Here is a 12839-nt window from a genome sequence, read left to right as displayed (position 1 = left end):
GGCATCGGCGTCGAGGCCGGGCTCGCCTCCGTCGCCGATGCCGAGCGCCTGGTCCGCCTCGACCATGGCAGCCAGGTGCTGCGCATCCTGATCGAGATTTCCGAGCAGGAGTTGGACGAGGCTTTTGCTGTCTCAGATGGCATCGCGGCCGTGCTCGACCGGGCCGGGATGCGCCGCGCCATTCTGCTGCATGGTTCCGACGCGACGGTCTGGCCATTCGTGCACCGAGCGGCGGAGCGCCACTGGTCGACGCGTGTCGGGCTGGAAGACGGCAAGGCGCTTCCGGACGGCACTACGGCATCAGGCAATGCCGCACTGACGGCTGCTGCGGTGGCGATTTTCCGGGCCGGTCGCTGATTCATCCCACAGATTTCGGGCGCCTTGCCCGATCTTCTCGGGATGCTGCGTCAGGCCACGTCCCGCAAAGTCGAACGCGGCGTCGCCGATTTCGCGGTTTTGCGATCCTCGTGAAGCGCGAACCCTGTGGCGCCCGGGTCGCCCAGTTCAGAGCGGAGCTGCATGTTCGGGATGTGGTAGTCCCCGCCATTCTGCTGCCGATAGGGAATCGGCCGGGTTGTCTCGATCGTCCGCATCCTTTCGCGCAGGCGCTCCGCGACAGGCTCGAAATCGGCCTCGCCGAAACGATCCACTCTGTAGACGACGAACGGCGGAAGCACGTCATAACCCGGATAGTAAAGGATCCCGTGATTGATCGGGAACAACAGGTCGTCGATCGGGCCATTGACGCCGCGGGCGGAATAATGCTCCTCCCAGCCGCCGGCGGTCACGATCAGCATCGCGCGCTTGCCGGCGAGCGTTCCCTCGCCGAAGCGGTCACCCCACCGCTTGTCGCTATGCTCGCCGACACCATAGGCGAAGCCGTAGGCGTACACCCGGTCGACCCAGCCCTTGAGGATCGCCGGCATGGCGTACCACCACAGCGGGAACTGGAGGATCAGCGTGTCGGCCCACAGCAGCTTGTCGATCTCTGTTTTAACATCTTCGGTTAGCGTGTTGGTCGCAAAAGCCTTTTTGGATGCCCCAGCCGGCAGTAAGCGTGCTTCGGGCGGCCACGACGGAAAGTCGGCACGGTCCACCTCGGCTTTCCAGCCATCGGCATAGAGATCAGTCACCCGCACCTCGTGGCCCTGGGCCTCGAGTTCCCTGATGGCGACGTCACGCAGTGCGCCGTTGAGCGAACGCGGTTCAGGATGAGCAAAAACAAGCAGGACTTTCATGGGGCCACTCCGAAGAAGGATGATGGCGCTGAAGGTAGCTAGGCCCGAGATGATCCGCTATATCTGAGCAATGCATAAGATTATGCCGAATAATGGATAGGTCTGACGTCACACTCGAGCGCATGCGCACCTTCGTTCGCGTCGCCGAGCGCGGCAGCCTGTCGGCGGTTGCGCGCGAGCTCGGGGTTGGGCAGTCGACGGTCACGCGGCATTTGCGCGAGCTCGAAGACGCCGTCGGGGTGCCCTTGCTCAGCAGGACCACCCGGCGTGTCACGATGACCGATGAAGGCAGCCGTTACTATGCCGACAGCATCCAGATCCTGCGCCTCGTCGAGCAGGCCGGCGACGAGGCGCGGGGCACGCGCGGCGCGTCGGCCGGCACGATCCGGATATCCTGCACGGCGGCGCTCGGGGTCTTGCACATCAGTCGGCTGATCTTCGCCTTTCAGGACCGCTACCCCGACATCGGGGTCGATCTCAGCCTCACCGACGAGCGCATCGACCTTGTGCGGGAGGGCGTCGACATCGCGCTTCGCCTCGGTCCGCTCACCGACAGCTCGATGAAACTGCGGGCGCTCGGCCAGTCCCGGCGTTTGCTGGTGGCAGCACCCGCCTATCTGGCGGCGCGGGGCAGACCGGCTGTCCCACAGGATCTGCCTGGCCATGAAGGCATCCGGATGTCGAACATCGCGGGAAGCGACACGCTCGCCCTGCAGGGGCCGGGCGGCGAACGCCACGCGGTGCCCTTTGGCGGCCGATTTCGGGTCGACCATGGGCTTGCCGCGCGCGAAGCCCTCGTCGCCGGTCGCGGCATCGCACCTGCCCATCACTGGCTTGTCGACGATCTCCTCGCGGCCGGCCGGCTGGAGGTGATCCTGCCGGACTACGCCCCGTCTCCCATTCCGTTGAGCATGCTGATCGTCCCGGAGCGCGCGGGCATTGCCAGGGTCCGGCTGCTGGTCGATTTTCTCGCCGAGCGGATTCGCGGCATTCCGGGGATCGAGAAGTCGCGTTAGTCGGCATGCCCTCGGTCGGCCACGACACCGCCCTCCCGTATTCCGGGATACACCATCCGGCCTTGTTGACAGACGGGCGAACTCTCTTGCGATTTCAAAAGATACACCCTAAGCTGTTTTCATATCAGAAAGAAAAGTCGATAAATTCTTTTCATTTATGAAAGCCTGAGTGTTTGCGGGAACATCTCGATCAGACCGACCGGCGACTTGTCAAGCTGCTGTCGCAGGATGCGCAGCTTGGCGTCAATCGGCTCGCCGAGAAGATGGCCGTCTCGGTCCCGACGGTGCGCATGCGGCTGCGCAACCTGCTTGACCGCAACCTGCTCAAGATTGTCGGGCTGCTCAACCTGACCGAGCGCCCAGAATTGATCTCGGCGATCGTCGGCATCAATGCGCAGGGGCGCGGCCGCGCCCGGGAACTGGCGCAGCGCATCGCCGAACTGCCTTTCGTGAACTCAGCCTCGGTGGTCACCGGACGCTTCGACATCATCGTCGACGTGACGGTGGCCGGCGATGTCGCCGATCTCTATCGCGTCACCAGCGAGCTGATCCCCGGCGCCGGCGAGCCGGGCGAAGTCGTGCGCAGCGAGACGTTCGTCGTCATGGCCTCCTGCAACAAATGGGTCAGCCTGCCGGAAGGCTGCTGGTCGGACGAGACCAAGCGCGACGAAACTGGGCGCGACGAAACTGGGCGAAAGGAAATACCATGAAGATCGCGGTTCTCGGCGGCCTCGGCCTGCAAGGCCGGGCGGCGATCGCCGATCTCGTCGCCAGCGCCGGTGTCGAAGAAGTCGTCTGCGTCGATACTGCACCAGACGGTGCGGCCCGGCTTGGCGGCCTGACCGACCTTGCCCGCGTGCGTTTCGTCGTGCCCGAAGGCGCGATCGCCCCTGTGTTGGCGAACGTGTTGACGGGTGTGGACGCCGCAATCGACCTGTTGCCGCAGCCGCTGATGCGCGAGGCGGTGCTGGCCGCGATCACGACGCGCACGCCGCTGGTCACCACCAATTACGGCAAGACGATCGCTGACCTCGACCCGGCGGCGGAAGCGGCCGGCCTTTCGATCATGACCGAATGCGGGCTCGACCCCGGCATCGACCTTGTGCTCTACGCGCGCGCCGCAAGGCAGTTCGACGCCATCACGGCGATTGATTCCTATTGCGGCGGTATCCCCGAGCCGAAGGCGATGGCCAAGCCGCTATGCTACAAGGTGAGCTGGAATTTTGACATGGTTCTGATGAGCCAGAACCGCGACAGCGTGCTGGTCGAGGGCGGCAAGCGGGTCGATGTGCCGGCCGGCCAGCAACATGAAAATCGCTTCATCCATCAGATCGAGGTCGTGGGGTTGGGCAGGCTGGAAGCCTTCCCCAATGGCGACGCGCCGCATTATGCCGACATGCTTGCCGCCGCCAAGGGGCTGCAGCGCTCCGGCCGCTATTCGCTGCGCTGGCCGGGCTGGTCGGCGTTCTGGGCGCCGCTGAAGGAGCTTGGCTTCCTTTCCGAGGACAAGGTGCCCGGCGTTGGCGCCAGCCCACGTGAATTTCTCGGCCGGCTGCTCGGCCCGCAACTGCAATACGGCGCCGACGAAAAGGACCTTTGCGTGATGCGCAATGTCTTTACCGGCACCCAAGATGGCCGCCGCAAGACGGTGATGTCGGACCTGGTCATCGAACGCGACCTCGCCTCCGGCCTGTTCGGCATGAGCCTCGGCGTCGGCTATCCCGCCAGCATCGTGGCGCAGATGCTGGCGCGGGGCGAAATTACCGAGCCCGGCCTGCTCAATCCGCTGCTGCATGTGCCCGACGGCCGCTTTCTCGATGAGCTGGCCAGACGCGGTCTACGGGTATCCGAAACGATCGACTGGGATTGAAGGATTTTCGAACGGTGGTCGCCGGCAACGGCGCTGCCGCTCAAAAAGCACCCCAAGGGGTGGGACAGCAAAGTGAAAATAACAAACGACAACAAGGAGGAATGCCCAATGACGCCAATGAAGATTGCGATGATTGCCAAGCTTTTCATCGCAGGCCTTGCGCTCGCCGGCCTCACTGCCGCGGCCAGTGCCGGAACGCTCGACGAGATCACCAAGCGCGGCGAGTTGCGCGTTGCCGTGCAGACGCAGGGACCGCCCTTCTCGCTGGTCGGTGCTGCCGGCGAGCGCACCGGCAGTTCGGTCGAGCTTGCCGAACTGATGGCCAAGGAAATGGGCGTCAAGATCACCTTTTTGGATTTCGATTGGGACGGTCTGATCCCGGCGCTGCTGTCGGGCAAGGCCGATCTTCTGGTCGCCGACATGACGCCGACGCTGGCGCGGGCGATGAAGGTCGCCTTCACCAAGCCTTACATGTACACCGGCAGCACCGTCTTCACCAAGGCCGACGGCAAGTTCAAATCCACCGAGGATTGCAAGGCCAAGGGCACCAAGATCGCCGTGCTGCTCGGCGCCACCGGCGAGAAGGAGGCCAAGAAGGCCTTCCCCGACGCCGACATCAAGAGCTACAAGGGCGGCGGCCCGCTGCTGCTCGACGCCGTCAACAATGGCCAGGCCGATTGTGGCGTCAACGACGTCTCGGCGGTCAAGGGCCAGTCGACCGCCTACCCGGCCGGCAGCTTCACCATCATGCCGGACATGCTGTCGAAGGAGCCGCTGGCCTTCGCCACGCGCTATGACGAGCAGGACCTGCTGACCTGGATGAACCTGTTCCTCGACCAGGTCAGCCTCGACGGCCGCCTGCAGAAGAACCTCGACTACTGGGTCAATTCCGACGACTGGAAGAAGGATCACTGATGTAGTGTGAATAGACAATAGTGAATAGTGAATAGTAAATCGCTACTCGCTATTCGCTATTCTCTATTCGCCAATCCCTCTTCGCTAATCCCTATTCACCATTCACTACTCCCTCTTTAACCATTCACTATTCACCATTCACCGCCCAGCGATGCTCGAAAATTTCAGCCTCCGCACCATCGTCGAATATCTGCCCCTGTTCGGGCAGGGCCTCGTCACGACCGTGTGGCTGTCTGTCCTTTCCTTTGCCGGGGCGCTCGCCGTCGGCATCGTGCTCGCCGCCATGAACCTGCAGCGCGGCTGGCTGTTTCGCGTGCCGGCCAAGGCCTATATCGACGCGGTGCGCGCCACGCCCTTGCTGGCGCAGCTTTATTTCCTCTATTTCGGCCTGCCGCGGCTCGGCATCATTCTGCCTGAGCTCGTCGTCGGCATCCTTGCTTTGTCGCTGAACAGCGGCGCCTATGTCGCCGAGATCATCCGCGCCGGTATCCTGTCGATCCCGCGCGGCCAGGTCGAGGCCGGTGTCGCTTCGGGAATGACCTATGTCCAACGCATGCGCCTAGTCATCCTGCCGCAGGCGTTCAAGGTGACGATCCCGCCGCTGCTCGGACAGGCGATCGTGCTGGTCAAGGATTCGGCTCTGCTGTCGCTGATCGCGGTCGCCGAACTGACGCGTGCCGGACAATTGCTCGCCTCCGACCGCTTCATGCCGGCGGAAGGTTTCATCACCATCGCCGCCTTCTATCTTCTGCTCTATTACGGGCTGAAGGGACTGGCGGCGCTGTCCGGGCGCTGGCTCGGCCTAGCGGGGGCACGGACATGATCTGGCAGCAGCTGCAAAGCCTCGCCGGCAGCTATCCCCTCGCCTTGCGCGGCCTCGGCATGACCGTGATGCTGTCGCTGGTCAGCCTGGTGCTGGGCACGCTGATCGGCTTTGGCCTCGGCATCCTGCGGACCGGCGGCAACCGGCTGATCAGCAGCGTGATCGGCGCCTGGGTCGACCTGATCCGCGGCACGCCGTTCCTGGTGCAGATCTTCCTGATCTTCTTCATCCTGCCGGAACTCGGCATCGAGCTGGACGCCTTCACCGCCGGCATAATCGCGCTGACCAATCTGGCCGCCTGCTTCATCTGCGAAATCGTCGTCGCCGGCATCCGCTCGGTACCGACTGGCCAGGTCGAGGCGGCGCTGGCGTCCGGCCTGTCGCGCTGGCATCGCATGCGCCAGGTGGTGCTGCCGCAGGCGATGCGCATCGTGCTGCCGCCACTGGTCGGGCAGTATGTGCTGCTGATCAAGGATTCCTCTGTTGTCTCGGCCATCGGGCTCACCGACCTCACCCGCGTCGGCTGGCTGGTGGTGCAGCGTGTGCCCAACGGCCTGCTGGTCTTCTTCCTCGTCGGCCTCGGCTATTTCATCGTCTGCTATCCGCTGATCATGCTGGCCCGCCGGTTGGAGCAGCGCATGGGTGCGGCTCATGGCGAGGTGCAATTGTGACGAAACCCATCAAAGGTCGCACCGGCATGATCGAGTTTCGCGGCGTCAACAAATGGTTCGGCACGCTCAATGTGCTGAAGGACATCACGCTGAGCGTCGAGCCGCGCGAGGTGGTCGTCGTCTGCGGGCCGAGCGGCTCGGGCAAGAGCACCTTGATCCGCTGCATCAACGGGCTGGAGACGATCCGCGACGGCGACCTGGTGGTCGACGGCCAGCGCCTCGCCGATCCCGCCACCAACATGACGCGGCTGCGCACCGAGATCGGCTTCGTCTTCCAGTCCTTCAACCTCTATCCGCACAAGACGGCGCTCGAGAACGTGACGCTGGCGCCGATCCATGTGCGCAAGATCCCGCGCGCTGAAGCCGAGAAGGCCGGGCGCGAGCTGCTGGCCAAGGTCGGTCTTGCCGACAAGGTCAACGCCTATCCCGCACAACTCTCCGGCGGCCAGCAGCAGCGCGTGGCGATCGCGCGCTGCCTCGGCATGCGCCCCAAGATCATGCTGTTCGACGAGCCGACCTCGGCGCTCGACCCCGAGATGATCTCGGAAGTGCTCGACGTCATGGTCGCGGTGGCCGAGGAAGGCATGACCATGATGGTGGTGACGCATGAGATGGGCTTTGCCCGCAAGGTCGCCCAGCGCGTGGTGTTCATGGATGCCGGCGCCATCGTCGAGAGCGGCACGCCGGATGAATTCTTCTCGCACCCCAAGACCGACCGCAGCCGCGCCTTCCTGAGCAAGATTCTGCGGCATTAGAGTCAAAACTCAACCAGCTGGCTGTCGCCAATGGCCGAGACGGGTGGAATGTTGCCATTCGTCTCGTCGATGGGAACGAGCAATTAGCGCCAATTGCCGACCTTCCCGGCGCATCTCCAGAGCCGCCCTTCGCGTTCCGACCGGTGTCGACCCAACAAAGTCCTTCCCGAAAGGAAGTTGGAACGTCCGGACTGTGGCTCAACTTCTCCTTTCCCAAAGGGATGCCCGACCGCAATCCAGTCTTAGGCCGGAGACGCCTCAAGGATGGAAATGGGTCCTTGGGTCTGAATCACTTGTTCAAGCCGTAGCCCGGCGGCGTCGAACAGGCTGGCATATTGTGCCTCCGTCCTCTCCAGGCCGCCGGTGACGGCGAGCATGACCACGTCGATTTCTTTAATCAGGTCCGGTTCGCCACCCGGCGGCACAAGCGTCTCGGCCACGAGCACCCTCCCGTTTGGCAGCATAGCCTTACGGCAATTTCGCAGGATCGCTGCAGCGCGCCCATCATCCCAATCGTGAACGACCTTCTTGATGACGTAGACGTCGCCACTGGGGACGCTCCCAAAAAAGTCACCGGCGACAAATTCGGTGCGCGGCAGGTCGCCTCCAGCACCCTGCTGTGCTGCCGCGACGCCCGAAGGCAGATCGAAAAGCACACCGCTCAAATGGGGGTTGCGGGCCAGAATCGCCGAGAGAAGCTGGCCATGTCCGCCGCCAACGTCGATGATCCGCGTGAACGGCCCGAAGTCATAGGCTTCGGCAACGGCCTCGTTGCTGCCTTGGCTCAAGGCTACCATCGCACGCTGAAACAAGGCAGCCTGTTCCGGGTGTTCCGACAGCCAGTCAAACCTTGGGCTCCCGAACACCTTGTCGAAGGCTGGCATTCCTGTGCGGACAGAATACCGAAGCTGCTCGAAGGCAAGATAACCCTCGCTGTTGATCATACGCACGAAGTCACGGGGACCCGGGCGATCGGAGCGCAGCACTGCGCCAACCTCGGTCAACTCGAAATGCCGGGGCATTACTTCCCTGAAGACCCCTTCAGCCGCGAGAAGTCGCATGACACGATAAAGCGCGTCAGCATCTGACCGAGTGGCAGCCGCTAGTTCATCCACCGACTGCTCGCCGGCGGCCAGGAGATCGGGGACGCCAAATTCGATCATGACGCGCAGCGCCTGTGACACGGCGAACCCGAATCCTAGCCTCATGATCTGTTGCGACGGGCTGGGCATGGCTTTTTCCTCCAGTGTCAGCGCAAGTCTAGCAGAATGGAGCGAACGTAACGCTTCCCCAAATTGGAGGACCACCGAGGTGGCTGTCGAAGGCCTCGGTTCGCTCAGACACTGTCACGGAAGGTCCGGAAGGTCGTGCAGTCCGGTCGTTGGTCAGAACCTCGGCGACGACGACCTTCCCCCACCCCGGCCGAACCTTCCCGAGCTTCATCAGGCAATCTGAAATCTGAACGCTCCAACCGACCACGTGCGCCATACCCGACCGCTACGGCCGTTTTGGGCCCCATTGCTGTCATCTGCTGGGGCAGCTGCCGAACACTCCTGTCGCCTCCTCGTGCGGAGCCACTGGCTATCTGCAACGTGCCTTGCATGTTACCATTGGGAGTTTCGTCTGGGAGAGCCGGACGCAGGGAGCAACGGTCATGGGAGCTAAGGCCATCCGTTTTCTGGTCGGTTTATCTGCTGGCTTCCTCGTATTGCCCCATCCAGTCAGTGCGCAGGAGGTGATTTATATCGTTCGGCACAGTGATCCGCCATCGACACTGAACCTGGATGAGATTCTCGACGAAACCCCGCTGTCGGAGTCCGGACAACAAAGGGCAAAGATGCTGGCTGAGCGACTAAAGGACGCCGGCGTTACCGCTATCTATGCCACGCAAGCCACGCGGACTGTTGAGACGGCAGAGCCACTCGCGAAAACCCGTGGACTCGAAATTCGTGTTCATTCGTATGAGGACAGCGACGGCTTGGTCCGTCAACTCCGCTCAGAGAACGGCAGCGACAGAGTGCTTGTCGTTGGGCATTGGAGCACCATTCCAGAGATTCTCAAGGCGCTCGGATATCCTGAAGAAGTCAAGATTGAACGAAGTGCATATGACAATCTGTTCGTGGTCGTCCCGAGGGAAAAACAGGCGCCGATGGTGCTGCACCTCCACTACTGACACTATTGAAAAATTGAAGCTGAGTGCTTCAACCCATCAAGCGAGCGACCTAACGGGAGGTTGTGTCCCGGACTACAGCCCGCCCTTTCTCTCGCTCGCGGTTCGCTGATCGTCGGATGTCCATTGTCGGTCCGAAATTGCGAAGGGTTCTGGCTGGGAAGTTGTTTCCCGGGGCGAGATCGGCAGGCGCCGCAAAGGCTCGATCCAATAGCGGTGAGGAAGCATCGTCGTGGCATCCGCGCCGCGTCTCGATACGCGCTGCGCTGGCTTTCACGTTTGGTGTCGTCATCGCAGTGACCGCAGCCGCGCTCATCCTGGCATTGGAAAGTGGCCGCCAGAACACTGTCGCTCTCGTCCGCGACCGCAGTGAGCGAATTATCGACACGATTGTGGAACGGACTCGATTGCACCTCGATCCAGCCCGCGACCAGTCCGAATTCCTGGCCAGGCTTTTCCGCGATGGCGATCTCGACCCGCAAGATGAAGCTGCCTCACTGAGCCAACTTCGGGCGGCACTCGCAGGTATTCCACAGGTCGCCGCGCTTGCCGTCATTCGCACCGATCTGAAGCAACTGCGCGCCGAACGCCATGGCGACGATGTCGTTCTGCGAAAGATCGACATGCGAACCGTGCCCGGCCTGGACGAAGCGTTCGAGATGGCGCGAAACGCAGGTCACCCGGTCTGGGGAGAGCTTCTGTGGAGTGAACGGTTGAACCAGCCTCTCGTCAACGTTCGTACCCCCCTGTGGCATGAGGGTTCCTTTCTCGGGATTTTATTGACCACGGTTACGGTTTCGGAGCTGTCACGCTTTCTCGCCGAATCGCCCGCCGGGTCAGATGTTGGCGCGTTCATCCTTCTCGGCCGCAACCACGTCGTCGCTCATGCAGCACTTGCGCACAATCCTCAGCTGTTCAAGCGCGACAACCTCCTTCCGGAAGTGACCGAGATCGGGGATCGGGTGCTAGCGTCGATCTGGAGTCCAAATCCCGAGACGGGCGCAGCCGCCTTCGTAGGTTCTTCGAAAAGCCATATCGTCACCGTCGATCGCACTCCCTATATATTCATCTATCGCGACATCTCTGGATACAGCGACCAACCTTGGATGGTCGGCCGCTATCTGCCGCTCGACGAGCTTGGCAGCGAAGTCCGCCGAATTGAGCGCGCGGCCTGGCTGGGGCTCGCGGCTGTCCTTGCGGCGGTCGCTGGCGCCTGGCTGGTCGGCTATGCGATCGGAAGGCCGATATTGCGTCTGGCACGCGCAACGTCTGCAATTCGCACGCTCGATCTCACTTCTGCCCGCCCGCTCGCCGGCAGTCATCTTCGCGAACTGGACGAGGCGATCCGCGCCTACAACGCGCTCATCGCGACTCTGCACTGGTTCGAGACCTATGTGCCTCGACGCCTGGTCAAGCAGTTGATGGCGCAGGGGGAGCACGCGACAGCGCTTGTGGAGCGGGAAGTCACAGTACTGTTCACCGACATCGTCGACTTCACGAGCCTTGCCGAGCGGCTATCGGCGTCCGATGCGGCGACATTCCTCAATGATCATTTCCGGCTGCTTGCCGCCTGCGTGGAGGCGGAAGGTGGCACGATCGACAAGTACATCGGCGACTCGCTGATGGCATTTTGGGGAGCGCCTGAATTGCAGCTGGATCATTCAGCCCGTGCCTGTCGTGCAGCGCGCGCGATCGCCACTGCGATCGTTGGCGACAATCGGCGTCGACGGGGGCTTGGACTGCCGCCCGCGAGAATCCGGATAGGCATCCATGCCGGCCCGGCGATGGTGGGAAATATCGGGGCTCCAGGGCGCATCAACTATACGCTTGTCGGAGATGTCGTGAACACCGCGCAACGTATCGAGGATGTCGCCAAAAAATGCATGACTGACGAAGACGAAGCGGTCATTCTGGTCAGCGACGCCGTGCTGCGATCTGCTGGACCCGAATGCTCGGCGCAACCCGTCGGCGAGCATATATTGCGCGGCCGGCACGAGGCGACAAACGTTTTCAGATTGGAGGCTAGTTGATCCCTTGGACCGCTCTCGCGGCGTTGGCGCCCTTGGGTCATGAGCGCTGGTTGGGCCGAATGTCCGGTTCCTGGAAGGAAAATGGGTCCTGAAGGACCGGTCAGGGTCAGAACTTGCCGTAGAAGTTCTCCGAACGAAGGGCAGACAAGGATTGAACTCGGTCGTTCAGAGTGATTGGATTCTGCCCTAGTCTGGACAGACCCGGCCGGCGTCTTCAGCCGAATGTCGTCAGAGGCTCAGTGCGAACCTCAACCCACTTGCCGTCCTAGTTGGCCTGCTAGCCGGCTTGCCTGCATCCCTCAGAGCGTCGCCAGCCGCGAATTTGTCATGGTCGTTCCATAGGCTTGGCGCAGCACCCGCTTCTCCTCCAGCGCAATGATGACAGGTGTGGCAAAATCCGTCTTGTACATGACGGCGAGCCGTGTCAGCCCGCCTGGCGTGAAGACGTTGATCTCCAGAAGTTTGTCTCCGACGATGTCGAGCCCAACCAGAAACATGCCGTCATTGATCAATTTGGGGCGCACCATCCCGGCAATGCCCAACATCGTGCCCGTTACCTTGACTTTGCGGGCTGTTCCGGCGGCATGGATATTGGACCGGACGTCGCCCTTGGCTGGAACGCGGCGAAAGGCTGCGTAATTGCCGTCGCGCACCAGCGGCAGACCGTTCATCAGGAAAAGACGCACGTCACCAGCCTTGGCCTCCGGAATGTAGACCTGCGCGATGAGATAGCCGTCACCGCTGGCCGCTTCGAAAATCTGGTTGAGGTTGGAATCGGTGGGCGTTGCAATATGGAAGACGTTCTTGCCACCCGATCCTTGGAGTGGCTTGACGATGCAGCCCTTCGAGTGTTTGTCGATAAATGCGCGGATCTCGGTAATGCTGCGCGATATCAGGGTAGCCGGCCTGACCGCCTCGGGAAAAGACTGAAGGTAGAGCTTGCTCTGCGCCTGTCCCAGGCCATCCGGATCGTTGACGACAATCGCGCCGCGAGCCGCCGCGAGCCGCCCGAACATAACGCCTGCGTTGGCGGCCCATGGCCGATCGGTGGCGTCCAGCGACGGATCGTTGCGCAGAAACACAATGTCGATATCGCTTATCGCCAAAGTCTTTTTCTGCTTCGCTGCATCCTTCAGGGCAGCATGCAGTCTGTCGGACGTCTTGTAGGAAGCATCCGGCAGAACCGCTACGCTGACAGCCAGACCGTCATCCGGACGCAGTATGAAGTCGCCTGGTTCAACATAGACAACGGAATGGCCGCGCTGGACGGCGGCCAGCGCCAACGCTGTCGTCGTGTAGGCGGGCGTCTCGCTCTCAATGGAATTGACAAAGAACGCAATGCGCATCGAGG

General features: G+C 62.2%; 13 protein-coding genes. 10 read left to right on the top strand and 3 right to left on the bottom strand.

The genetic code is table 11. The annotated features are described in order from the left end of the window. Positions 1-357 (top strand): 3-keto-5-aminohexanoate cleavage protein (locus BQ8794_RS36260; protein WP_244554871.1); only part of this gene is annotated, 357 nt, incomplete at its 5' end. Positions 358-407: 50 nt separating this feature from the next. Here BQ8794_RS36260 and BQ8794_RS05675 read toward each other — a convergent pair. Further along, positions 408-1238: an NAD(P)H-dependent oxidoreductase gene (locus BQ8794_RS05675; RefSeq protein ID WP_077374228.1), complete on the bottom strand. Its 831-nt coding sequence runs from the start codon at positions 1236-1238 to the stop codon at positions 408-410. Between the two features lie 92 nt (positions 1239-1330). On the opposite strand from BQ8794_RS05675, the gene BQ8794_RS05670 reads away from it, so the two are divergent. The 7 genes from BQ8794_RS05670 to BQ8794_RS05640 all read left to right on the top strand — a co-directional run bounded on the left by BQ8794_RS05670 (position 1331) and on the right by BQ8794_RS05640 (position 7288). Continuing rightward, entirely contained in the window at positions 1331-2254 is a 924-nt protein-coding gene (locus BQ8794_RS05670) for a LysR family transcriptional regulator (protein ID WP_077374225.1), read from the top strand. Between the two features lie 173 nt (positions 2255-2427). Further along, a complete protein-coding gene (locus BQ8794_RS05665) occupies positions 2428-2964 on the top strand; it encodes an Lrp/AsnC family transcriptional regulator (RefSeq protein WP_051505748.1) in 537 nt (178 codons plus the stop codon). Continuing rightward, positions 2961-4124, top strand: a complete 1164-nt coding sequence (locus BQ8794_RS05660; protein ID WP_077374222.1) for a saccharopine dehydrogenase family protein — start codon at positions 2961-2963, stop codon at positions 4122-4124. The genes BQ8794_RS05665 and BQ8794_RS05660 overlap by 4 nt, the downstream gene beginning before the upstream one ends. A 108-nt stretch (positions 4125-4232) precedes the next feature. Further along, positions 4233-5039: an ABC transporter substrate-binding protein gene (locus BQ8794_RS05655; protein WP_244554870.1), complete on the top strand. Its 807-nt coding sequence runs from the start codon at positions 4233-4235 to the stop codon at positions 5037-5039. A 151-nt stretch (positions 5040-5190) separates the two neighbouring features. Next, positions 5191-5862 (top strand): amino acid ABC transporter permease, encoded by a 672-nt coding sequence (locus BQ8794_RS05650; RefSeq protein ID WP_077374216.1) that lies wholly within the window; start codon positions 5191-5193, stop codon positions 5860-5862. Then, entirely contained in the window at positions 5859-6533 is a 675-nt protein-coding gene (locus tag BQ8794_RS05645) for an amino acid ABC transporter permease (protein ID WP_077374213.1), read from the top strand. Before BQ8794_RS05650 ends, BQ8794_RS05645 begins: the two co-directional genes overlap by 4 nt. 26 nt (positions 6534-6559) lie before the next feature. Next, positions 6560-7288 carry an amino acid ABC transporter ATP-binding protein gene (locus BQ8794_RS05640; protein WP_143744473.1) on the top strand — a complete coding sequence of 243 codons (729 nt, stop codon included), beginning with the start codon at positions 6560-6562 and terminating at the stop codon, positions 7286-7288. Between the two features lie 242 nt (positions 7289-7530). Here the strand turns inward: BQ8794_RS05640 and BQ8794_RS05635 are convergent, their stop codons facing one another. Then, on the bottom strand, positions 7531-8520 hold the full coding sequence (locus tag BQ8794_RS05635; protein ID WP_077374208.1) for a methyltransferase: 990 nt from the start codon (positions 8518-8520) through the stop codon (positions 7531-7533). Between the two features lie 422 nt (positions 8521-8942). Between BQ8794_RS05635 and BQ8794_RS05630 the strand changes: the two genes are divergently transcribed. Continuing rightward, complete coding sequence (locus BQ8794_RS05630; protein WP_077374206.1) at positions 8943-9461, top strand: phosphoglycerate mutase family protein; 519 nt, start codon at positions 8943-8945, stop codon at positions 9459-9461. 293 nt (positions 9462-9754) lie between these two features. Then, complete coding sequence (locus BQ8794_RS05625; RefSeq protein WP_244554869.1) at positions 9755-11488, top strand: adenylate/guanylate cyclase domain-containing protein; 1734 nt, start codon at positions 9755-9757, stop codon at positions 11486-11488. A 299-nt stretch (positions 11489-11787) separates the two neighbouring features. On the opposite strand, the gene BQ8794_RS05620 is transcribed toward BQ8794_RS05625, so the two are convergent. Then, positions 11788-12834 (bottom strand): glutathione synthetase, encoded by a 1047-nt coding sequence (locus tag BQ8794_RS05620; protein WP_077374200.1) that lies wholly within the window; start codon positions 12832-12834, stop codon positions 11788-11790. Between the last annotated feature and the right edge of the window lie 5 nt (positions 12835-12839).

The organism is Mesorhizobium prunaredense (assembly GCF_900156895.1).
GTDB lineage: Bacteria > Pseudomonadota > Alphaproteobacteria > Rhizobiales > Rhizobiaceae > Mesorhizobium > Mesorhizobium prunaredense.
This window is presented reverse-complemented; position numbering and strand designations above follow the sequence as displayed.

Coding starts and splice junctions, on each gene's coding strand:
- BQ8794_RS05675 (WP_077374228.1), bottom strand. CDS start 1,238: ATGAAAGTCCTGCTTGTTTTTGCTCATCCTGAACCGCGTTCGCTCAAC.
- BQ8794_RS05670 (WP_077374225.1), top strand. CDS start 1,331: ATGGATAGGTCTGACGTCACACTCGAGCGCATGCGCACCTTCGTTCGC.
- BQ8794_RS05660 (WP_077374222.1), top strand. CDS start 2,961: ATGAAGATCGCGGTTCTCGGCGGCCTCGGCCTGCAAGGCCGGGCGGCG.
- BQ8794_RS05655 (WP_244554870.1), top strand. CDS start 4,233: ATGACGCCAATGAAGATTGCGATGATTGCCAAGCTTTTCATCGCAGGC.
- BQ8794_RS05650 (WP_077374216.1), top strand. CDS start 5,191: ATGCTCGAAAATTTCAGCCTCCGCACCATCGTCGAATATCTGCCCCTG.
- BQ8794_RS05645 (WP_077374213.1), top strand. CDS start 5,859: ATGATCTGGCAGCAGCTGCAAAGCCTCGCCGGCAGCTATCCCCTCGCC.
- BQ8794_RS05640 (WP_143744473.1), top strand. CDS start 6,560: ATGATCGAGTTTCGCGGCGTCAACAAATGGTTCGGCACGCTCAATGTG.
- BQ8794_RS05635 (WP_077374208.1), bottom strand. CDS start 8,520: ATGCCCAGCCCGTCGCAACAGATCATGAGGCTAGGATTCGGGTTCGCC.
- BQ8794_RS05630 (WP_077374206.1), top strand. CDS start 8,943: ATGGGAGCTAAGGCCATCCGTTTTCTGGTCGGTTTATCTGCTGGCTTC.
- BQ8794_RS05620 (WP_077374200.1), bottom strand. CDS start 12,834: ATGCGCATTGCGTTCTTTGTCAATTCCATTGAGAGCGAGACGCCCGCC.